Annotated in this window: 17 protein-coding genes; 6 read left to right on the top strand and 11 right to left on the bottom strand. The window is 74.2% G+C overall.

Going from position 1 to position 21,560, the window contains the following annotated elements; all coding sequences use genetic code 11:
- Positions 1-6: 6 nt before the first annotated feature.
- Positions 7-1,260 (bottom strand): S8/S53 family peptidase, encoded by a 1,254-nt coding sequence (locus R2737_08040; protein ID MEZ5116204.1) that lies wholly within the window; start codon positions 1,258-1,260, stop codon positions 7-9.
- A gap of 85 nt (positions 1,261-1,345) precedes the next feature.
- Between R2737_08040 and sulP the strand changes: the two genes are divergently transcribed.
- Positions 1,346-3,076 (top strand): sulfate permease, encoded by a 1,731-nt coding sequence (gene sulP, locus R2737_08035; GenBank protein ID MEZ5116203.1) that lies wholly within the window; start codon positions 1,346-1,348, stop codon positions 3,074-3,076.
- On the opposite strand, the gene ilvD is transcribed toward sulP, so the two are convergent.
- Both ilvD and R2737_08025 read right to left on the bottom strand, forming a co-directional pair.
- Complete coding sequence (ilvD, locus tag R2737_08030) at positions 3,047-4,735, bottom strand: dihydroxy-acid dehydratase (protein ID MEZ5116202.1); 1,689 nt, start codon at positions 4,733-4,735, stop codon at positions 3,047-3,049. The genes sulP and ilvD overlap by 30 nt on opposite strands.
- Positions 4,736-4,765: 30 nt before the next feature.
- The gene (locus R2737_08025; GenBank protein MEZ5116201.1) at positions 4,766-5,689 is read right to left on the bottom strand and encodes a 2-hydroxyacid dehydrogenase; all 924 of its coding nucleotides are present in this window, start codon (positions 5,687-5,689) and stop codon (positions 4,766-4,768) included.
- 234 nt (positions 5,690-5,923) lie between these two features.
- On the opposite strand from R2737_08025, the gene R2737_08020 reads away from it, so the two are divergent.
- Genes R2737_08020 through R2737_08010 form a run of 3 tightly spaced genes read left to right on the top strand, consistent with a single transcriptional unit; the run spans position 5,924 to position 8,582 of the window.
- Positions 5,924-6,811 carry an alpha/beta hydrolase gene (locus tag R2737_08020; GenBank protein ID MEZ5116200.1) on the top strand — a complete coding sequence of 296 codons (888 nt, stop codon included), beginning with the start codon at positions 5,924-5,926 and terminating at the stop codon, positions 6,809-6,811.
- 16 nt (positions 6,812-6,827) lie between these two features.
- On the top strand, positions 6,828-7,745 hold the full coding sequence (locus R2737_08015; GenBank protein ID MEZ5116199.1) for an aldo/keto reductase: 918 nt from the start codon (positions 6,828-6,830) through the stop codon (positions 7,743-7,745).
- 3 nt (positions 7,746-7,748) lie between these two features.
- The gene (locus R2737_08010) at positions 7,749-8,582 is read left to right on the top strand and encodes an endo alpha-1,4 polygalactosaminidase (protein ID MEZ5116198.1); all 834 of its coding nucleotides are present in this window, start codon (positions 7,749-7,751) and stop codon (positions 8,580-8,582) included.
- Here R2737_08010 and R2737_08005 read toward each other — a convergent pair.
- Positions 8,527-9,150, bottom strand: coding sequence for a TetR/AcrR family transcriptional regulator (locus R2737_08005; protein MEZ5116197.1), 624 nt, complete (start codon positions 9,148-9,150; stop codon positions 8,527-8,529). The two genes, R2737_08010 and R2737_08005, sit on opposite strands and share 56 nt — an antisense overlap.
- A gap of 74 nt (positions 9,151-9,224) precedes the next feature.
- On the opposite strand from R2737_08005, the gene R2737_08000 reads away from it, so the two are divergent.
- Positions 9,225-10,520: a hemerythrin domain-containing protein gene (locus R2737_08000; protein ID MEZ5116196.1), complete on the top strand. Its 1,296-nt coding sequence runs from the start codon at positions 9,225-9,227 to the stop codon at positions 10,518-10,520.
- Positions 10,521-10,554: 34 nt separating this feature from the next.
- Positions 10,555-11,721, top strand: coding sequence for a PQQ-dependent sugar dehydrogenase (locus R2737_07995; protein ID MEZ5116195.1), 1,167 nt, complete (start codon positions 10,555-10,557; stop codon positions 11,719-11,721).
- A gap of 170 nt (positions 11,722-11,891) precedes the next feature.
- Here the strand turns inward: R2737_07995 and R2737_07990 are convergent, their stop codons facing one another.
- The 7 genes from R2737_07990 to R2737_07960 form a co-directional block, all read right to left on the bottom strand.
- On the bottom strand, positions 11,892-12,695 hold the full coding sequence (locus R2737_07990) for a TipAS antibiotic-recognition domain-containing protein (protein ID MEZ5116194.1): 804 nt from the start codon (positions 12,693-12,695) through the stop codon (positions 11,892-11,894).
- A 63-nt stretch (positions 12,696-12,758) separates the two neighbouring features.
- The gene (gatB, locus tag R2737_07985; protein ID MEZ5116193.1) at positions 12,759-14,276 is read right to left on the bottom strand and encodes an Asp-tRNA(Asn)/Glu-tRNA(Gln) amidotransferase subunit GatB; all 1,518 of its coding nucleotides are present in this window, start codon (positions 14,274-14,276) and stop codon (positions 12,759-12,761) included.
- A complete protein-coding gene (gene gatA / locus R2737_07980) occupies positions 14,273-15,772 on the bottom strand; it encodes an Asp-tRNA(Asn)/Glu-tRNA(Gln) amidotransferase subunit GatA (protein MEZ5116192.1) in 1,500 nt (499 codons plus the stop codon). Before gatA ends, gatB begins: the two co-directional genes overlap by 4 nt.
- Before the next feature lie 2 nt (positions 15,773-15,774).
- Positions 15,775-16,071, bottom strand: a complete 297-nt coding sequence (gene gatC, locus R2737_07975; GenBank protein MEZ5116191.1) for an Asp-tRNA(Asn)/Glu-tRNA(Gln) amidotransferase subunit GatC — start codon at positions 16,069-16,071, stop codon at positions 15,775-15,777.
- Between the two features lie 43 nt (positions 16,072-16,114).
- Positions 16,115-18,175, bottom strand: a complete 2,061-nt coding sequence (locus tag R2737_07970; protein ID MEZ5116190.1) for an EAL domain-containing protein — start codon at positions 18,173-18,175, stop codon at positions 16,115-16,117.
- 104 nt (positions 18,176-18,279) lie between these two features.
- Positions 18,280-20,481: an NAD-dependent DNA ligase LigA gene (ligA, locus tag R2737_07965; protein ID MEZ5116189.1), complete on the bottom strand. Its 2,202-nt coding sequence runs from the start codon at positions 20,479-20,481 to the stop codon at positions 18,280-18,282.
- On the bottom strand, positions 20,474-21,544 hold the full coding sequence (locus R2737_07960) for a methionine synthase (GenBank protein MEZ5116188.1): 1,071 nt from the start codon (positions 21,542-21,544) through the stop codon (positions 20,474-20,476). The genes ligA and R2737_07960 overlap by 8 nt, the downstream gene beginning before the upstream one ends.
- Positions 21,545-21,560: the final 16 nt, after the last annotated feature.

Genomic DNA, 21,560 nt, shown 5'->3' with positions numbered 1-21,560 from the left:
CGGCAGTCAGGGACGACGGGGGTCGACCGGCGGTTCGTAGAGCAGACCCAGCTCCGGGTGACCGGGCACCGGCGACAGCGAGGCGAGCAGGTCCCGCCGGGCCTGGTCGGCACTGACCGGTTGACCCTGCGCCCTCCCCTCGACCACGCGGCGGGCGAGCTCCGCCGCCACCAGCGGGGCGGCGAACGACGTCCCGCTCCAGCGCGCCCAGGCATGCCTGGTGAAGTCCTCGGACGTGGTCGGCCCGGTCGGGTACACGCCCTCGACGTACGTGCTGACGAGGTCCACGCCCTGGGTGCAGACGTCGACCCACGGCCCGCGGTTGGTCCAGGCGGGCGGCGTCGGCGCCGCGGGGTCGTCGATCGCGGCCACCGCGACCACGTGCTTCAGCGCGGCCGGCCAGAACGGTCGGGTGGAGCCATGGTTGCCCGCGGCCGCCACGATCACCCGGTCGGGCATGAGCCGTTCGATCATGCGGCTCGCGCCCGGGGGCGGGGCGTCGTCGAAGGTGTAGCCGCCCAGGGACATGTTGATCACCGGCGAGCTGTGCCGCGCCTCGAGGAGCTCCTGGCACAGCTGCACGTCGTCGCACACCCCGTCCGGGTCCAGCACCCGGCCCGGGTCCACCGCGAGGTCGGGCGCCATCAGCAGGACCAGCCCGATGATGAAGGTGCCGTGCCCCGCCTCTCCCAGCAGCTCGGTGGTGCCCGGCGCACGAAGCGCGTCCACGTCGCTGGGATCGGGTCGCAGGGCCGCGGCCATGCCGGGGTGCACCGCACGCACGGAGTGGTCGTAGCCGGTGTCGAGGACCGTGATGTCGGGTGGGCGTCCGGCCGACCCGCGCGACTCCGGTCGGCTGTCCTTCGTGGCCACCGGATGCGTCGCCGGACCCCCCGCCCACTTCGGCTGACCGGTGAGGACGTGGTTGAGCGACACCACGAGGTCCGACTCCCCCTCGCGGTCGTCCCTGCGGGCCTCCGCCACGGCCCGCAGCCGCAGCGCCTGCTCGGGCAGGTCCTCGCGACCGGGCACGCGCCAGTGCTGGAGGCCGACCGCGGCCAGCGCCTCGTTCCCGTCATCCGGTCGCCCGTTCAGCTGCTCGAGCTCGTCGGCCACGAGCGCGGCCGCAGCGTCGGACAGCAGCAGCTGGTCGGGACGGAACAGGCAGGTGTCGGTCGCGACTACGTCGCGCGCGAGCCGCTCCGCCCGCCTCTCCCGCCACCAGGTGTCATCACGGGTCGCGAAGTCCGGCTCGGTCATGGTCTCCCCCTCCGCGTGCGGAAGCACCCAGGGTCCCACCGTGAGACGGCGCCGACCAGACCTCGGCGGGCCCTACCCTCCGGACATGACGATCTCGGCACCCCCGCGATGGCAGGCATGGGTGCCCGGACTGGTCCGGCTGCGCGGCTACCCCCGGTCCTGGCTGCGCGGCGACCTGGTCGCCGGCGTCACGGTGGCGGCGTACATGGTCCCGCAGGTCATGGCCTACGCCGGGGTCGCCGGACTGCCCCCGGTGGTGGGGCTGTGGACAGCGCTCGCGCCCTTCGCGCTGTACGCGGTGCTGGGCACCTCGCGGTTGCTGTCGATCGGCCCGGAGTCGACCACGGCACTGATGACCGCGGCCGCCGTGGCGCCGCTGGCGGCGGGCGACCCGGTCCGCTACGCCGCGCTGGCGTCGGCCACCGCGCTGGTCGTCGGAGGTCTCCTCGTCCTCGCCGGCACCGCGCGGCTGGGCTTCGTCGCCGACCTGCTGTCCCGGCCGGTGCTCGCGGGATACATGGCCGGCGTCGCGTTCCTCATGATCGAGGGCCAGCTCGAGCGGCTGACCGGCATGCAGATCGAGTCCGACGGGTTCTTCTCGTCGCTGGCCTACCTGGCCACCCACCTCGGGGACATCGACCCGCTCACCTTCGGTCTCGGGGTGGCGGTGCTCGCCTTCCTGCTGGTGAGCACCCGGCTGTGGCCCCGGGTGCCCGGCCCACTGGTGGGCGTCCTGCTGGCCACCCTGGTGGTGCTGGCGTTCGGCCTGGAGGACCAGGGCGTGGCCGTGGTGGGCGACGTCCCGCAGGGCCTTCCGCCGGTGGGCATGCCCGGTGTGTCCGGGTCCGACTACGCGTCGCTGCTGCTGCCGGCCGTCGGCATCGCGGTGGTCGCGTTCAGCGACACGGTGCTGACCGGACGCGGCTTCGCCCAGCGCGGCGACCCGCCGATCGACGGGGATGCCGAGCTGCGGGCGTTGGGCGCGTCCAACGTGGGCGCCGCACTCACCAGCGGGTTCCCCATCTCCAGCAGCGGCAGCCGCACCGCGCTGGCCGAATCCTCCGGCGGACGCAGCCAGGGCTACGCGCTCGTGGTCCTGGCCGCGCTGGTGGCCGTGCTGCTGTTCGCCGGTCCGCTGCTGTCGTCGTTCCCCGACGCCGCGCTGGGGGCGCTGGTCGTGTACGCGGCACTGCGACTGATCGACGTGCCCGAGTTCCGCGCGCTGTGGGCCTTCCGCCGCACCGAGTTCGCGCTGGCCGTCGCCGCCACCATGGGCGTACTGGTCTTCGACATCCTGTACGGGATCCTGTTCGCCGTCGGCCTGTCGGTGCTGGACCTGCTCGCCCGGGTGGCGCGTCCGCCGTGGGCGGTGCAGGGGTTCGTGACCGGGATGGCCGGCATGCACGACGTCGCCGACTACCCCGGTGCCACCGAGGAGCCGGGGCTGGTCGTGTTCCGGTACGACTCGCCGCTGTTCTTCGCCAACGCCAGCGACTTCCAGGAGAAGGCGGTCGAGGCCCTGGACAAGCGGCCCGGCACCCGCTGGTTCGTGGTCAACGCCGAGGCCAACGTCGAGATCGACTCCACGGCGGCTCAGGCGATCGACGACCTGCGCGCCACTGTCACCGCACGCGGCCTCGAGTTCGGCATGGCGCGGGTGAAGATGGACCTGCGCGTCCAGCTCGAGCGCGCCGGGCTGCTCGACTCGGTCGGCGAGGACCGGATCTTCCCCACGCTTCCGACCGCTGTCCAGGGCTACCGGGCCTGGGCCGCGGCGAACCCGCGCTCAGTCGCAGACGGCCCCGCGGGAGGCTGAGCCCACGAGCCTGGCGTACTTGGCCAGCACCCCGCGCTGGTAGCGCGGCGGCAGCGGCTCCCACTCCGCCCGGCGACGCTGCAGCTCGGCCTCGTCGACGAGCAGGTCCAGGGTCCGCTCCCGCACGTCGATGCGGATCCGGTCGCCGTCGCGCACCAGCCCGATCGGCCCCCCGTCCGCGGCCTCCGGCGCCACGTGCCCCACGCACAGCCCGGTGGTCCCGCCGGAGAAGCGGCCGTCGGTGATGAGCAGGACGTCCTTGCCGAGCCCGGCGCCCTTGATGGCCCCGGTGACCATGAGCATCTCGCGCATCCCCGGACCGCCCTTGGGGCCCTCGTACCGGATGACCACGACGTCGCCGGCCTGGACCGCACCGTCCTCGACCGCGGCCATGGCCGCCTGCTCGCGCTCGAACACCCGCGCGGTGCCCTCGAAGACGTCGACCGGAACCCCGGCGTTCTTGACGACCGCACCCTCGGGCGCGAGGGACCCGGACAGGATCGTGATCCCGCCGTGGTGGTCCAGCGGCGCGCTGGCCGCGCGCAGGATCTCTCCGTCGGGGTCGGGCGGAGTGATGTCCGCGAGGTTCTCCGCCACGGTGCGGCCGGTCACGGTGAGGCAGTCGCCGTGCAGCAGGCCGGCGTCGAGCAGCGCCCGCATGACCACCGGGACACCACCGACGCGGTCCACGTCGCTCATCACGTAGCGACCGAAGGGCTTGACGTCCGCCAGCAACGGGACCCGCGAACCGATCCGGTGGAAGTCCTCCATGGTCAGGTCGACGTCGGCCTCGTGCGCGATCGCGAGCAGGTGCAGCACGGCGTTGGTGGAGCCGCCGAACGCCATCACCACAGCGATCGCGTTCTCCAGCGATCGCTTGGTGATGATGTCCCGGGTCGTGATGCCCTGTGCGATCAGCCGGACCACCGCCTCGCCGGAGCGCCGCGCGTACCCGTCCCGGCGCCGGTCGACCGCCGGCGGGGCCGCGGACCCCGGCAGCGACATGCCCATCGCCTCGGCCGCGGAGGCCATCGTGTTGGCGGTGTACATGCCGCCGCAGGCACCCTCGCCGGGGCAGATCGCACGCTCGATCAGGTCGACGTCCTCGCGCGACATCAGCCCGCGGGCGCAGGCCCCGACCGCCTCGAAGGCGTCGATGATCGTGACGTCGCGGGACGAGCCGTCGGTGAGGGTCACGTGTCCCGGCAGGATGGACCCGGCATAGACGAAGACCGACGCGATGTCGAGGCGGGCGGCCGCCATCAGCATGCCGGGCAGCGACTTGTCGCACCCGGCGAAGGTGACCATGCCGTCGAGTCGCTCGGCCTCCATCACCGCCTCGACGGAGTCCGCGATGATCTCGCGAGACACCAGCGAGAAGTGCATGCCCTCGTGGCCCATCGAGATCCCGTCGGACACCGAGATCGTGCCGAACTGCAGCGGGAATCCGCCGGCCGCGTGCACGCCCTCCTTGGCCGCGGTGGCGAGCCGGTCCAGTGGCAGGTTGCAGGGGGTGATCTCGTTCCACGACGAGGCGACCCCGATCTGCGGCTTGGGGAAGTCCTCGTCGGTCATGCCGACCGCTCGGAGCATGCCGCGCGCGCCGGCGCGCTCCAGACCCTCGGTGACGTCCTTGCTGCGGGGCTTCAGGTCGGCCATGCGGCACAGCCTAGGGCCGTCCCGGCGAGGTCAGCCCGCGGGCCGGACCACGTGCTCCAGCGGCTCGCCGGCGTCCCAGCGGCGCAGTTGCGCGGCGACCATCCGCCGGGCCCGGGGCAGGAAGGCCGTCGTGTTGCCGCCGACGTGCGGGCTGATGAGCACGCCGGGCGCTCGCCACAACGGGTGGTCCGGCGGCAGGGGCTCCGGGTCGGTCACGTCGAGCGCGGCCCGCAGCCGGCCGGTCGACGTCTCGGCCAGCAGGGCGTCGGTGTCGACCACCGGACCCCGGGAGACGTTGACCACCAAGGCCCCGTCCGGCATGCCCGCGAGGAAGTCGGCGTCGACCAGGCCGCGGGTCCGGTCGTCGAGCGGTACGGCGACCACGACCACCTCGGCGTGCGCGAGCAGCGCCGGCAGACGGTCCATCCCGTGGACGGGCGGATCGGCATCCGGGCGGGGAGTGCGGGAGGCCACGGTCAGGTCGACCTCGAACGGCTCGAGCCGGGCCCGCACGGCGCGGCCGACGCCCCCGTTGCCCACGACGAGGACACGGCGGTCGGCGAGGGACGACCGCCGACCGTGCCGCCACTCCCCCGACGGCTGCGCCCGCGCGAACTCGTCGATGCCACGGAGGCTTGCCAGGATCAGGCCGAGGGCGAGCTCCGCGGTGCTGGCGTCGTGGACGCCTCCGGCGTTGCACAGCACCACCCCGCCCGGCAGGTGCGGCAGCACGTTGTCGTACCCGGCCGTGAGGGTCTGGCAGACCTCGAGCGCCGGCATGCGCGCCATCAGCGCGAGGTCGGCAGGAGCGCCCATGTACGGGGGGACGTAGAACCGCGCACCGGCCAGCGTCTCGTCCGGCGGTGGCGGGCCGCCGTCGTACGTCGCGGTGTCGTTGCGGCCGTTCAGCGGTCCGTCGACGAGGTACGAGGGCAGCAGCACCGACGCGGTCACGGGCTCGACCGCTCCCGGGGACGACGGCCGAGGGTCGCCAGCACGACGGGGTTGTCGGCGAACGGCGCGAGGGGACGCGGCATCCGCACGGCGTGGCCTCCGGGGGGTCGCGATCGGGCGGCGACACCGTACCCGACCGAAGGCCCACGCCCGACGACCCCGCGCCCGACGACCTCACGCCAGACCGGGGGACCCGACGCCCGACGGCCCCGGCCCGGCAGCGACCATGGTGCGATGCATCGCGAGTACGACCTGGTCGCCTCCGACGGGACCCGGCTGACCGCCTGGACCAACGACGGGCACGGCACCCCGGTGCTGGTGTGCAACGGCATGGGGGTCCCGCCGGAGGCCTGGCCGCGGCTGCTGGACCCCGGCTGCGGCTACGAGGTGGCCGGCTGGAACCACCGCGGCGGGATGGGCTCCGACCGCCCCCAGGACCCGAGCCGCATCGAGATCCTCGACCACGTGGACGACGCGCTCGCGCTGATGGACCAGCGCGGCTGGGAGCGGGCGCTGCTGGTGTCGTGGTCGCTCGGGGTCAACGTGTCGTTCGAGCTCGCCGCCCGGCACCCGGACCGTGTCCTCGGTCTGCTGTCGGTCGCGGGCGTGCCCGGTGGCACCTACGACACCCTGTTCGCGCCGCTGCTCGTCCCGCGCCCCCTACGCCGGCCGGTCGGCCTCGCCGTCACCCACTCTGGCAAGCTCATGGGCCGGCCGCTGAGCCTGCTGGCGCGCTCCGTACCCAAGGGACGGACCTTCGCAGAAGTGCTGCGGCACAGCGGGTTCATGCTCCCGTACGCCGATCCCGACGACGTCGTCCCCTGGTTGCAGACCTTCCTGCGACACGACTTCGACTGGTACTTCGAGCTCGCTCTCGCGCTCGCGCGGCACGAGGCGCTGGACCCGTCGTTCGTCACCTGCCCGGTCACGATCGCGGCCGGCCGGTGGGACGTCCTGACGTCCATGCACGACGTGGTGGCCATCTCCGAGCGGATCCCGCACGCGGAGGTGCACGTGCTGCCGGGCACCCACTTCCTCCCGCTGGAGTTCCCCGACCGCATCATGCGGATGCTCGACGACCTGCGGACACGCGCCGACGACGAGCTCGCCGAGGCGGGCTGACGACTACCGTCGGGGGATGCGGCAGCGACAGGTCGGCTCGTCCGGGTTCTCCGTCGGCGCGCTGGGCCTGGCCTGCGCCCTGCTATCCACCGAGCACGGCTCGCGGGCCGAGGCCGACCACGAGGGCGTCGCGATCGTGCACCTGGCCCTCGACCTCGGCCTGACGCTGCTGGACACCTCGGATGCGGTCGGACCGTTCACCAACGAGCTACTGGTCGGGCGGGCCCTGGAGTCGCGCCGGGACGAGGCCGTGCTCGCCACCCGGGTCGGTCTGGTGCGCCAGCCCGACGGCACGCTGCTGCGTGCGGGCACCCCCGCGCACGTGCGGGCGGCCTGCGACCACTCGCTGCGCCGGCTGCGCACCGACCGGATCGACCTGTACCAGCTCGAGGCGGTCGATCCGAGCGTCCCGGTCGAGGAGACCTGGGGAGCCATGGCGGAGCTGGTGGCGGAGGGCAAGGTGCGGGCGCTCGGGCTGGTCGAGCCCAGCGGCGACAGCCTGCCGCGCTGCCAGACCCACTTCCCGGTCACCGCGATCCAGGCGGAGTTGTCGCTGGCGCACCCGGACCGGCTGGACCTGGTGCGCTGGTGCACCTCGCACGGCGTCGGGTTCCTGGCGTCGGCCCCGCTGGCGCGCGGCGTGCTCGCCGGGCGGCAGCACGAGGTGGCCGTCGACACCACCCCGGTCCGCCGGCACCCCTGGGTGTCGCTGGGCGACCGGCGCCCCGATCCGGCGTCACTGGACCACCTGCGGCGGGTGGCCGAGCGGCTGGGCCGTCCTCGGCCGCAGGTCGCCGTGGCGTGGCTGCTGGCCCAGGGCCCGACAGTGGTGCCGCTGGTGGGCTCGACCCGGCCTGACCACCTGCGGGAGCTCGCCGCCGCGGTCGAGCTCACGCTCACCCCCGAGGACCTGGCCGAGCTCGCCGGGGGCTGACCGATGACCGGGCGGCGACCCACGGCGCTGCGGACCGCAGCGGCCGGCAGGGTCCTGGCCGTGCTGGCCGTCGTCGTTCTGCTCGCTTCCGGGCCGCTCGCTTCCGGCCCGACGTACGCCGCCGAGCGACCGGCGCCCGCGGTGCTGCCCGGACAGCGGCTGTGGGTCCAGCTCTCCGGCTCCCTGCGCATCCCCGCGGGGACGGATGCCGTGGAGCTGGACGGCGAGGACACCCCGGCGCGGACCGTGCGGCGACTGCGCGCCTACGGGCTGACCGTCGTCTGCTACGTGTCCGCCGGCTCCTGGGAGCGCTACCGCGACGACGCGGGCGACTTCCCCCGGTCGGTCCTCGGCCGCCGCCTCGACGGGTGGCCGGACGAGCGGTGGCTCGACGTACGCCGTCTGGACGTGCTGCTCCCGCTCATCGAGCGGCGCGTACGGACCTGCGCGGACAAGGGGTTCCGGGGCGTGGAGTTCGACAACGTCGACGGCTACGCGAACCGCACGGGCTTCCCGATCACCCGCCGGGACCAGCTGCGCTACGACCGGGCGCTGGCTGCGCTGGCCCGCCGCCACGGGCTGTCCCCCGGGCTGAAGAACTCCCCCGGTCTCGTGGCAGACCTGGTGGCCTCGTACGACTGGGCGCTGGTCGAGGAGTGCGTGACGTACGACGAGTGCGCGCGGTACCGCCCGTTCGTGCGAGCCGCCAAGTCGGTCACGGTGCTGGAGTACGGCGACGTGGCGTTCGCGTCGGTGTGCCGGGCAGCAGCCCGGCTGGGCGTCAGCGCGGAGCTCCGGCGACGGGACCTGGGCCCGTGGGTGCGCCGCTGCCGCTGAGCCAGCCGAGCACGAGCCGCACGGTGCTGTCGACGGCCTGCTCCTCCGTCAGCCCCCGCAGCCGCAGCGAGCCACGGAACCCGGGATCGATCAGGGCTGAGACCACTTGCAGCGCAGTCGGTTCCGTGTGTCTCGGGCCCAGCACACGGACCAGCCCCTCGCCGTAGGCGCGGTTGTACCACTCCTCCCACCGACGCATCACCGGATGCTCACGGCTGCGCTGGTAGGCCTGGTAGTCCAGGTCCGTCGCGGCGTAGACGGCGAACACGGCCTCGGTGAAGTCGCGGACGCGGCGCTCCAGGGGCGCGCTGGTGTCCACCGACTCCGGCATCGGCATCCGGGTCGCCTCGGCGCGCCCGGAGATGACCGCCTCGGCCAGCGCGTCGGGGTCGGGGAAGTGGTACAGCACGGTTCCCGCTGCCAGGTCGGCCCGCCGGGCGATGCCCTGCATCGAGGCGTCCGCGATCCCCTTCTCGGCGTACTCCTCGAGCGCGGCGTCGAGGATGCGGCGCCGGGTCTCGGCGACCGCGTCGGCGCGCTTCCCCATCCGGTAGGGACGTGGACTCATTTCATTTCCTTGACATGTTCATTCAAATAACTACTCTCGGTCCGGACGGTACACCCGACCTGGGAGGGAACACCATGACCCGACACACCCTGGCGGGCGGCTCGCCCGCACCGACCGTCGCGGCCCCTCGGCCCGGCGTACCCGCTCCCGCGCGCCCTCGGCGCGGGGAGGCGGCGATCGCGCTCCTCGCCGCCCTGGCCCTGTACGCGGCCGGCGCGGCCTTCATGGCCTCTGGGGATCCGCACGGGGCCTGGGCGACGCTGTCGGACCTGGCCACGCTGCTGTTCGCGCTGGCGATGCTCCCCGTCGTCCTAGCGGTCCGGTCCGCCCGGTTCCTCGGACTGGCCGGCCTGGCCGCCGTGGGCGTCGGGGCGGTCGGGCTGCTGGCGGACGACTCCGGCCTGGTGGACCTGCCGGGAGGTGGCGGCCTGCTGCTCCAGCTGGCCGGGTTCGCCGTGCTGGGTGCCTGGCTGCTGGTGGTGGGGGTGCGCACGCTGCGCAGGAACGGCGACCGCGCCCTGGGCGTCCTGGCGACGACCGGGGGCGGCGGCTACCTGCTCGGGACGCTGGGATCGGTGCCCGGCGCGTTCGGGCACCCCGCGTTCCTTGCGGCCTTCGCTGCCGCCGTGGTCGGGTTGGTGGGGTACCTGGGCCGCCTGACCGCGATCGGATCGGATCGCGTCGAGACGCACGAGGAGGAGCCTGTGACCGCCCTGAACCCCCACACCGTGATGAACACCGTGATCCACGACGGGCTGCGACGCGACCTGGAGCGGATGCGCCAGGTGCTGTCCGGGCCGGTGCCCGACGACCAGCGCGTGGCGCTGTGCCGTTTCACGCCGTGGCTGCTGGCCGAGCTGCACCACCACCACATCGGCGAGGACGAGGGCATCTGGCCGCGCGTGCTGGCCAAGGCGCCGGACCTGCAGGTCCTCGCCGACCAGATGGAGTCCGAGCACGAGGTCCTGGCGGCGGCGGCGGACCGGCTGCGCGCGGCCGCGGCCGCGTACGGCGAGGACGGGTCCGACGAGAAGCGGGCCGCCATGCTGGCCGCCGTGGTCGCGATGCAGGAGGCCACGCTCCCCCACCTCGAGCACGAGGAGACCGCCGCGATGCCGGTCGTCGTCGAGGTGCTGGACGATGACGACTGGGCGTGGCTGGACAAGAACTACTTCCGCAAGGGCCGCTCGCTGGCCGACCTCGGCCAGGTCGGCACCTGGTTCCTGGACGACCTCGACCCCGAGCGCGCCGCCCTGGTCCGCACCCAGATCCCCGCGCCGCTGCTGTGGGTGCTGTCGCTGCGGTACGGATCCGCGTACGACCGCGCGGCCCAGCGGCGTTGGGGCACCCTGGCGGGCACCCGCTCCTGAGGCGCTCGACGGCCGCCCGGGGCACCATGGACGGGTGCGCAGACGTCGTCCCCCGATCCGTCCCGCGGCGCCGGCCGCCGTCCTCGCCGCGCTCCTGGTGCTCCCGGCCTGCGGGCTCCTCGACGGGAACGGCGGCGGCGCCGGTGGCGCGGACGGTGGTGGCGTCGTCGCCACCCGCACTCCGGTGGCCTCGCCGGCGACGCCGACCTCGGCGGCCGTCGCGCCGGAGATCGACGGGGTCGTGGCGACGGGACTGCCGGCGCCGTGGGGGCTGGCGTTCCTGCCCGACGGCTCGGCACTGGTCACCGGCCGCGACGACGCGGTGGTGCGCCGGGTCGTGCCGGACCCCGACGGCGGGGAGGCGACGGTCACCGAGGTCGGGCGGGTGGACGGGGTCGCCCCCGAGGGCGAGGGCGGCCTGCTCGGCATCGCCGTGCCGCCCGGAGACTCCCCCGACCACGTGCTGGCCTACTACACCGGCCCCGACGACAACCGGGTCGTCCGCCTCGGCTGGGACGGCGCCGCCCTGGGCGAGCAGACCCCGGTGCTGACCGGCATCCCCAAGGCCGGGTTCCACGACGGCGGCCGGCTGGTCTTCGGGCCGGACGGGTTCGTGTACGTCGCCACCGGCGACGCCGGGGTGCCCGAGAACGCGCAGGACCCGGCCAGCCTGGCCGGCAAGATCCTGCGGATCACGCCCGAGGGCGAGCCCGCCCCGGGGAACCCGGACCCCGGGTCGCCGGTCTGGAGCCTGGGACACCGCAACGTCCAGGGCCTGGCCTTCGACGACGAGGGTCGGCTGTGGGCCAGCGAGTTCGGCGCGAAGGACGTCGACGAGCTGAACCTGATCACGGCCGGGTCGAACTACGGCTGGCCGGTGTACGAGGGCCGCGGCGACGACCCGGCGTACGTCGACCCCGTCGTCGAGTGGTCCCCCACGGCGCTGGCGTCCCCGAGCGGGCTGGCGATCCTCGACGGCTCCGCCTGGGTGGCCTCGCTGCGCGGGGCCCGGCTGTGGCAGGTGCCGCTGGTGGGTGACCGCGCGGCCGAGCCCGTGGCGTGGTTCACCGGGGAGCTGGGCCGGCTGCGCACCGTCGAACCGGCCCCCGACGGGTCGCTGTGGCTGGTGACCAGCAACACCGACGGACGCGCCGAGCCCGGCCCCGACGACGACCGCATCCTCCGCCTCACCCTGTCCTGACCGGGCACCCCCCGGCCCCGGGCGCCGCGCCCCCGTCTGAGTTCGCCCTCGCTACGCGACGGAATGAGTCTGGGCGTCGTTTGGAGCCCGAACTAGGCCCCCTGAGCAACGCCCAGACTCATTCCGTCGCGGTGGGGAGCCGGGGCGGGCGCAGGAGTGCCCCCCGGGGGTCAGGGGGTGAGGGTGCGCAGGGCGTAGTCGGTCATGGCGTCGCGGTAGAACTCCGCCAGGCCGGGCGCCCGGTCCTCGTAGTGGGCGCGGAACTCCGGGTGGTCCACGTACAGGTCGCCCAACCCGGCGAAGGCGTCCGCGTCCGGCGTCCAGAACCGACACACCCAGGCGTAGTGGTCCGCGACCACGGCCTGGACCTCCGCGTCGCCCGGCCCGTGCCCGGCCGCCAGCAGCGCGGCCATCCGGGACTCCAGTACCTCCAGGTCCTGGCCGACCGCCGCCTTGTCCTGCGGCGTCATCGCCGCGACCCGGCGGTGGCTCTGGTCGATGTGCTCCCGCACAGCCGGGCCGTACCGCTCCTCCAGCTCGCGTTCGTGGCGCGCCTGCGTCTGCGGGTCGACCCCGTCGAACCCCTCGAACAGCTCCTCGGGTGCCATCTCCCGTCCCTCCTCCAGTCCGGCGATCGTGCGGTCCACCGTCACGACCAGCGCCGCCAGCGCCTCCGCCTCGGCCACCAGGCGCTGCCGGTGCGTTCGCAGTGCCGCGACCCGGTCGGTCTCCCCGGCCAGCACCGCGGCGATGTCCCGCAGGCCCAGCCCGGTCGCCCGCAGCAGCAGGATCTCCTGCAGCCGCAACAACTCCGGGTCGCCGTACCAGCGCACCCCGTTCGCAGCGACAGCGGCAGGCGACAGCAGGCCGACGGCGTCGTAGTGCCGCAGGGTGCGCGACGTGACGCCGGCCAGCCGGGCCACCTCGTGGATGGGCACCAGGCCGCCGACGACCCGCTCCGGCTGCGCGCTCATGCCGACGACGGTAGGCGTTGACGCTGCGTCAACGTCAACGCCGTACGCGCAACCCGCGCGCGCTCAGCCCTCGACGCCGAGCCGCTCCAGCAGCAGCGCCCGCACCTTGGCGGCGTCCGCCTGGCCGCGGGTCACCTTCATGACCGCGCCCACGATGGCGCCGGCGGCCTGCACCTTGCCGCCGCGGATCTTCTCCGCCACGTCCGGCTGGGCGGCCAGCGCCTCGTCGATCGCGGCCAGCAGGGCGGAGTCGTCGGACACGACGGCGAGCCCGCGGGACGCCACGACAGCGTCCGGCGAGCCCTCGCCCGCGAGCACGCCCTCCAGCACCTGGCGGGCCAGCTTGTCGTTGACGCGACCTTCGGCGATGAGCTCCTCGACCCGTACGACGTCGGCGGGGGTCACGGGGAGCACGTCGAGCTCCACCCCGCGCTCGTTGGCGACCCGGGCCAGCTCGCCCAACCACCACTTGCGTGCCGCGGCCGGGGTGGCACCCGCGGCGACCGTGGCCTCGACCAGGTCCAGCGCCCCCGCGTTGGCCATCGACTGCATCTCGAAGTCCGTCACGCCCCAGTCGGCCTTCAGCCGCTCGCGGCGCACCGACGGCAGCTCCGGCAGCGTGCCCCGCAGCTCCTCGACCCACTCCCGCGCCGCCGCCACCGGGACCAGGTCGGGCTCGGGGAAGTAGCGGTAGTCCTCGGCCTGCTCCTTGTTGCGGCCGGAGGTGCTGACGCCGGTGTCCTCGTGGAAGTGCCGGGTCTCCTGGACCACGCGGCCGTCGGAGTCCAGCACGTGCCCCTGCCGCTCGATCTCCGAGCGTACGGCCCGCTCCACCGAGCGCAGCGAGTTGACGTTCTTGGTCTCGGTCCGCGTGCCCCACGCGTCGCCGGGCCGGTTGAGGGACACGTTGACGTCGCAGCGCAGCGAGCCCTCCTCCATCCGTACGTCGGAGACGCCGAGCGCGCGCATCAGGTCGCGCAGCTCGGTGACGTAGGCCCGCGCCACCTCCGGCGCCAGCGCGCCGGTGCCGGGGATCGGCTTGGTGACGATCTCGATCAGCGGGATGCCCGACCGGTTGTAGTCGACCAGCGAGTAGTCCGCACCGTGGATGCGACCGGTCGCGCCACCGGCATGAGTGAGCTTGCCGGTGTCCTCCTCCATGTGCACCCGCTCGATCCCGACCCGCACGACGGTGTGCCCGTCCTCGGTCGGGACCGTGACGTCGAGCCAGCCGTCGGTGCACAGCGGCTCGTCGTACTGGCTGATCTGGTAGTCCTTCGGCATGTCCGGGTAGAAGTAGTTCTTGCGGGCGAACCGGCACCACTCCGCCACCGAGCAGTTCAGCGCCAGGCCGATCCGGATGGTCGACTCCACCGCGGTCCGGTTCACCACCGGCATGGACCCGGGCAGCCCGAGGCACGTCGGGCAGACCTGGGTGTTGGGCTCGCCGCCGAACGTGGTCGGGCAGCCGCAGAACATCTTCGACGCGGTGCCGAGCTCGACGTGGACCTCGAGGCCGAGGACCGGCTCGTAGCGGGCGACGACCTCGTCGAACGGGACGGTCGCGTGGGTCGGGGTCACAGGTCCGGAGCCTCCTCGATCAGCAGGTGGCCCCAGCGGTCCACCAGCGCCGCCTCGAGGGCGGCACCCACGGCGTACAGGCGGTCGTCGGCCATCGGCGGGGCCATCACCTGCAGGCCCACCGGCAGGCCGTCGTCGGGGCTGAGCCCCACCGGCAGCGACAACGCGCAGTTGCCGGCCAGGTTGACCGGGATCGTGGCGATGTCGTTGAGGTACATGGCCAGCGGGTCGTCGAGCTTCTCCCCCAGCCGGAACGCCGTGGTGGGCGCCGTCGGGGAGACCAGCACGTCGGCCTGCTCGAACGCAGCCGCGAAGTCGCGGGTGATGAGCGTGCGGACCTTCTGCGCCGAGCCGTAGTAGGCGTCGTAGTAGCCGCTGGACAGGGCGTACGTGCCCAGCATGATGCGGCGCTTCACCTCGGGGCCGAACCCGGCCTCGCGGGTCAGCGCCATGACCTCCTCGACCGTGCGCTCGCCGTCGTCACCCACCCGCAGGCCGTAGCGCATCGCGTCGAACCGGGCCAGGTTGGACGAGCACTCGCTGGGCAGGATCAGGTAGTACGCGGCCAGCGCGTAGTCGAAGCTCGGGCAGGACACCTCGACGACCTCGGCGCCGAGCTCCTCCAGCACGGCGACGGCCTCACGGAACCGCAGCTCCACGCCCGGCTGGTAACCCTCGCCGGACAGCTCGCGGACCAGGCCGACCCGCATCCCGCGGACGTCCGCCCGCTCGGCGGCCCCCACCACGTCGGGGACCGGGGCGTCGATGGACGTCGAGTCGCGCGGGTCGTGGCCGGCGATGACGGCGTGCAGGAGCGCGGTGTCCATCACCGAGCGGCCGCACGGACCCGCCTGGTCCAGCGACGAGGCCAGGGCGACGAGCCCGTAGCGGGACACCCCGCCGTACGTCGGCTTGGCGCCCACGGTGCCGGTGACCGCCGCGGGCTGGCGGATCGAGCCACCGGTGTCGGTGCCGATGGCCAGCGGCGCCTCGAACGCGGCCACCGCGGCGGCCGAGCCGCCGCCGGAGCCGCCCGGGATCCGCTCGAGGTCCCACGGGTTGCGGGTGGGCCCGTACGCGGAGTGCTCCGTGGACGAGCCCATCGCGAACTCGTCCATGTTGGTCTTGCCGAGGATCACCACGTCCGCGGCCCGCAGCCGCTGGACCACGGTCGCGTCGTAGGGGGGGCGCCAGCCCTCGAGGATCCGCGAGCCGCAGGTCGTGGGGACGTCCTTCATCGCCAGGATGTCCTTCAGCGCCAGCGGGACACCGGCCAGCGGGCCCACGGGCTCCCCGGCGCGCCGCTTGTCGTCGACGGCGCGGGCGGCCGCCAGCGCGCCCTCGGTGTCGACGTGCAGGAAGGCATGCACCCGGTCGTCGACCGCGGCGATGCGATCCAGGTGGGCCTGGGTGGCCTCGACGGAGGACACCGTGCGCTGGTCGAGGGCCTCCGCCAGCCCGGACGCGGTCAGCCGGGTCAGGTGCTCGAAGCTCACGCTCACTCCTCGTCGAGGATCCGCGGGACGCGGAACCGGCCGTCCTCGGCCGCCGGCGCACCGGACAGCGCCTGCTCCGGGGTGAGCCCCGGCGTGACCTCGTCGGCGCGGAACACGTTGGCCAGCGGCACCGGGTGCGAGGTCGGCGGGATGTCGTCGGCGGCCACCTCGGACACCCGCGCGACGGACTGCAGGATCACGTCGAGCTGGGCGGCGTAGTGGTCGAGCTCCTGGTCGTCGAGGGCGAGCCGGGCCAGCCGGGCCAGGTGGGCGACCTCATCTCGGGTGATCGCGGACATGCGCCGAATCCTAGGTGTCGGCGCCCCGGCGGCTCGCGGGCGGTCAGCCGGCCGAGCCGGGCAGCAGCCTCAGCCCGGTGCCGCGGGCCCCCGCGCGCTCCAGCAACCAGCGGGTCGCGTGCTCGGGGGGCATCGGCCGGGCGACCAGCCAGCCCTGCACGGCGTCGACCTCCAGGCGCTCCAGACTGGCCCGCACCGCCTCGGTCTCGACGCCCTCGGCGACGACGGTGAGCCCCAGGGCGTGCGCGAGCGCGATGATCGAGCCCACCATCGCGGGGCTGGCGTCGGGGTGCCCGAGGTGGGACACAAAGGAGCGGTCGATCTTCAGCTCGCTGACCGGCAGGTGCTCCAGCAGCGCGAGGGTCGTGTAGCCGGTGCCGAAGTCGTCCATCGAGGCCAGCACCCCGCGCTCGGCCAGCCTCCGCAGCGCGGCGACCGCCCGGGTCGGCTCCTGCACCAGGACCGACTCCGTGACCTCCAGGACCAGCGCGGAGGCCGGCAGGCCGGTGCGGCGCAGCTCGCGATCGACCCGGGCGGGCAGGTCCGTCTCCTGCAGGTCCCGCATCGACACGTTCACGGCGACGGGGACCTTGAGGCCGACGTCCCACCACGCCCGCGCCTGGTCGAGCGCCTCGGCCAGGACGTAGGCCGTCATCCGGTGCACCAGGCCGGAGCGCTCGGCGAGCGGGACGAAGTCCTCCGGGCCCACCAGCCCGCGCTCCGGGTCCCGCCAGCGCACCAGCGCCTCCATGCCGACGACCGCGCCCCCGCGGGCCGCCACCTTCGGCTGGTAGTGCACCTCGAGCTCGCGCGCGTCGAGCCCCTCCCGCAGCCGGGTCACCGCACCGAGCCGCTGGGCGGAGTGCGGGTCGAGTTCGGGTCGGTACATGGCCACGCCGGACCGGGTCCCCTTGGCGACGTACATCGCGACATCGGCCTCGCGCAGCAGCTCCTCGAACGGCGTGCCGGGTCCGATGGCCCGGGCCATCCCGATGCTCACCTCGACGTCGAGCAGCACACCGTCGAGGTGGATCGGCTCGGCGAGGGTGGCGCGGACCCGGCCGGCGACCACGTCCGCCTCCGACTCGTCGGTGACCCCCGGCAGGAGGACCCCGAACTCGTCGCCGCCGAGCCTCGCCACCGTGTCGCTGGGTCGTACGGCGCCCGCAACCCGGCGAGCCACGACCTCCAGCAACCGGTCGCCGGTCGCGTGACCGAGGGTGTCGTTGACCTCCTTGAACCGGTCGAGGTCGAGCAGGAACAGGGTCACGCCCCTGTCGGGGCGCGCGCCGGCGAGGACCCGCTCGGCCCGCGACGACAGCAGCTTGCGGTTGGGCAGCCCGGTCAGGTGGTCGTGCAGGGACTCGTGCTCGCGCTGCTGCACCAGCTCCGCGGTGCGGTTGACGGCCATCACCGGGACCAGCAGCAGCGGCATGAACACCCACGACTGGGGGGACGCGACCGCCGCCAGCACCACCAGGGGCGAGATGGCGACGACGGCCAGCGTGGACAGCGTGTAGAACCAGAAGTCCTCGGTGAACGAGGCCCACCAGGTCTGGTCGTCGGACTCGCACAGGCCGGCGACCAGGGCCAGGTTGACCAGGTGGTAGACGACCCAGGTCAGCACGATCCAGCCGAGGTCGGCTGCCCGCAGCCCCTCCAGGGGCGCGGAGGGCGAGGGCGTGACCCCGGCGACCACCATGACGACCCAGGCCGCCAGCAGGCTCAGCTCGTACTGGCCGATGTTGAAGAGCAGCTTCCACGGTGGCTTGCGCGCGACCAGCTCCCCGATCAGGCCGGACAGGGCCTGCAGCAGCAGCGCGGGGACCGGCCCCCACAGGTACAGCGCCGCCAGCACGAACGCCAGGGAGGACGACACCGTGTCCCCGCCGAACACGCGGGTGACCGCCGGCCGCAGCTCGGACACCACCACCAGCACGGTGAGCATCAGCAGGGCCGGTCCGACGCTGACCAGCCCGTCGCCGATCGCGCGCGCCACCGCGAACGCCAGCACGGCCCAGCCGCCCCAGACGGCGACGTTCCACGTCAGCGCGAACAGGCTCGGCCGCACCAGCGAGGGGCGGTCGCGACGTACGTCGGTCACGATTCCCACCCCTTCGCGGCTCGAGCCGACCCCGGCCCACAGCGTGCCGCGGGACCACCTACCCGGACCATCGGCCGACCGGGCCGGGTTCTTGAGCCCCGGGGTCAGCCCGGGACCGCGGCCGACCGCGCCGCCTCGGGGCCGTCCGCCAGCAGCACCGCGAACCCGGCGTCGTCCAGGACGGGGACCCCGAGCGCGAGGGCCTTGTCGTACTTGGAGCCGGGGTTGTCCCCGACGACGACGAACGACGTCTTCTTCGACACCGACCCGGTGACCTTGCCCCCGCGCTGCTGGACCGCCGCGGTCGCGGCGTCGCGGGAGTAGTCGGCCAGCGTCCCGGTGATGACGACGGTCAGCCCGGTCAGCGGGCCGGGACCGGTGTCGGCCCGCTCCTCGGCCATCCGCACTCCGGCCCGGGCCCACTTGTCGACGACCTCGCGGTGCCAGTCGACCTCGAACCACTCGCGCAGCGCGTCGGCGATGACCGGCCCCACCCCCTCGACCGCGGCCAGCCGCTCGGGCTCGGCCGCGGCGATCGCCTCGACCGAGCCGAGCTCACGGGCCAGCGCCTGCGCCGCGGTCGGCCCGACGTGCCGGATCGACAGCGCCACCAGGACCCGCCACAGCGGCCGGCCCTTGGCCTGCTCGAGCTGGGCCAGGACGTGCCGGGCGTTCTCGCTGAGCTGGGGGCCGTCCTCCCCGGGCCCGGGCTCCCGGGTGAAGAACGGGCAGCGCAGCAGGTCCTGACCGGTCAGCGCGAACAGGTCGCCCTCGTCGGCGACCAGGCCGCAGTCCAGCAGCGCCACGGCCGCCTTCCAACCCAGCCCCTCCACGTCCATCGCGCCCCGGGTCCCGACGTGGAACAGCCGCTCCCGCAGCTGCGCCGGGCAGGACCGGGAGTTCGGGCAACGGATGTCGACGTCGCCCTCCTTCTCCGGCGCCAGGGGCGTGCCGCACTCCGGGCAGTGCGTCGGCATCACGAACTCCCGCTCGGACCCGTCGCGGTCCTCCACCACCGGCCCGAGGACCTCGGGGATGACGTCGCCGGCCTTGCGCAGGAACACCAGGTCGCCGATCAGCACGCCCTTGCGGCGCACCTCGTCGGCGTTGTGCAGCGTGGCCATGGACACCGTCGACCCGGCCACCCTGGCCGGCTCCATCACCGCGAACGGGGTCACCCGGCCGGTGCGGCCGACGTTGACCCGGATGTCCAGCAGCCGGGTGCGCACCACCTCGGGGGCGTACTTGTAGGCGATCGCCCAGCGCGGCGCCCGCGACGTCGAGCCCAGTCGCCCCTGCAGCGCCAGGTCGTCCACCTTGACCACGACACCGTCGATCTCGTGCTCCACGTCGTGCCGGTGCTCGCCGTAGAAGTCGACGTAGGCCTGCACCTCGGCCAGCGACGAGCACACCCGGACCCGGTCGCTGACCGGCAGGCCCAGAGCGGCCAGCACGTCGTAGGTCTGGCTCTGCGACGTCAGCGTCACGCCCTCGTGCGCGCCGATCCCGTGCAGCACCAGCCGCAGCGCCGCCAGCCGCTGCACGGCGCGGTCCAGCTCCGCCCGCTGCCGCACGATCGTCGACTCCCGGCCACGGGCCTGCGCCGCCTCCAGCTCCTCCTGGCGGCGGTCCACCCGTTGGCGCAGCGACCCGGCGGCGGTGTTGCGCGGGTTGGCGAACGGGGACAGCCCCAGCGCCAACTGCTCGTCGTTGATGCGCTCGAACTCCGCGACCGGGAAGTAGATCTCCCCGCGCACCTCCAGCAGCGGCGGCACCGGCAGGTCGCCGGTCGGCGTGAGCCGCCGCGGCAGCGCCGGGACGAACTGCGCGTTGTAGGTGACGTCCTCGCCCACGCGGCCGTCCCCGCGGGTCGCCAGCGAGCGCAGCACGCCGTGGTCGTAGACCAGGTCCACCGCCAGCCCGTCGACCTTCAGCTCGCAGATCACCGGCGGGAACGTGCCGACCTCGCGCTCCACCCGACCGGCCCAGGACTGCAGCTCCTCGACGGAGAACGCGTTGTCCAGGCTGTACATCCGCTCCAGGTGCGTGACCGGCTCGAACATCTCCGAGCGACGCCCGCCCACCGTCTGCGTCGGCGAGTCGCCCCCCGCCAGCTGCGGGTGCTCCCGCTCCAGGTCCTGCAGCTCCCGGAACAGGCGGTCGTACTCCTCGTCCGACAGCGTCGGCGCATCCTGCTGGTAGTAGCGGGTCCGCGCCTGCTCGACGACGTCGACCAGCTCCCGCCAGCGCGCGCGGGCCGCCTCCGGCACGCGGGCGTCGGCGGGTGCCGGCGCCGGGTCAGCCACGGCCATCCTGCTCCTCCGTCATCGGGTCTCCGGGGTCCACGCGGTCGTCGCGCAGGGCCCGGCCGGCCGCGACGCACCGCGCGTAGGCGGTGCGCACCCACTCCGGCGACGCACCGGCCAGTCCGCATGCCGGCGAGAGGGCGACCCTCGCCGCCAGCGTCTCGGGGGCGAACCCCAGCCGGTGCCACCACCGCTCCACGGGAGCGACGGTAGCCGCGAGGTCCGACACCGCCACCGGTGTCGTGGGCACGATCCCGAGCAGCAGGCCGACCCCGTCCTCGACGGCGCGGCCCCACGCCTCGTCGTCGCGACCGGCCACCAGTGCCAGGTCGACCGACAGGACCCGGGCCCCGGCCCCGACGACCAGGTCGACCGGGACGTCGGCGGCGCAGCAGTGCACCGCGGGCACGGCGCCCGCCGCGGCCACCGCCTCCACCACGTCACGCAGCCGGGCCTGCGCGTCCGGGAGGTCCACGGCGCGGTAGCGGGACAGCCCGCTCTGCGTGGGCACTCCGCCGCGCAGCACGGCGGGCAACGAGGGCTCGTCCAGCTGCAGCACCACGTCGGCGCCCGGAACGCGCCGGCGCAGATCCGCGACGTGGTCGGCCGCCACCGCGGCCAGCGCCTGGGCGAGGTCGCGCACCGCACCGGGGTCGGACACGGCCCGCTCTCCGGTCCGCAGCTCCAGCGCCGCCGCCAGCGTCCAGGGGCCGCACAGCTGTGACTTCAGCGCGCCGTGGCGATCCGCAGCCGCCTCCTCCAGGGCGTCGAGGTCCTCACCCAGCCAGGACCGTGCCCGCCGCGTGACCCGGCCCGGGGCGTCGGCGAAGCGCCACCCGGTCGCCGTCGTCTCCACCGCGAGGTCGCGGGCCACCGACGAGAGCAGGGCGGCCGTACGTCCGACCAGGTCGGCACCGGGGCCGCGCGCCGGCAGCTCGACCAGGTGCGGCAGGTCGGGCAGCTCGCCCAGCACGATCCGGGTGGCCTCCCGGGCGTCGGTGCCGGGGAGGCTGCCGACGCCGGTCGCCGCGGCCGGCGGCCAGAGCTCACCCTCCGCACCCACGACGCGAGGCTATCGT

The sequence above is a fragment of the Candidatus Nanopelagicales bacterium genome, from assembly GCA_041393815.1.
In the GTDB taxonomy this organism is placed as follows: Bacteria; Actinomycetota; Actinomycetes; order S36-B12; family JAWKJK01; genus JAWKJK01.
This window is presented reverse-complemented; position numbering and strand designations above follow the sequence as displayed.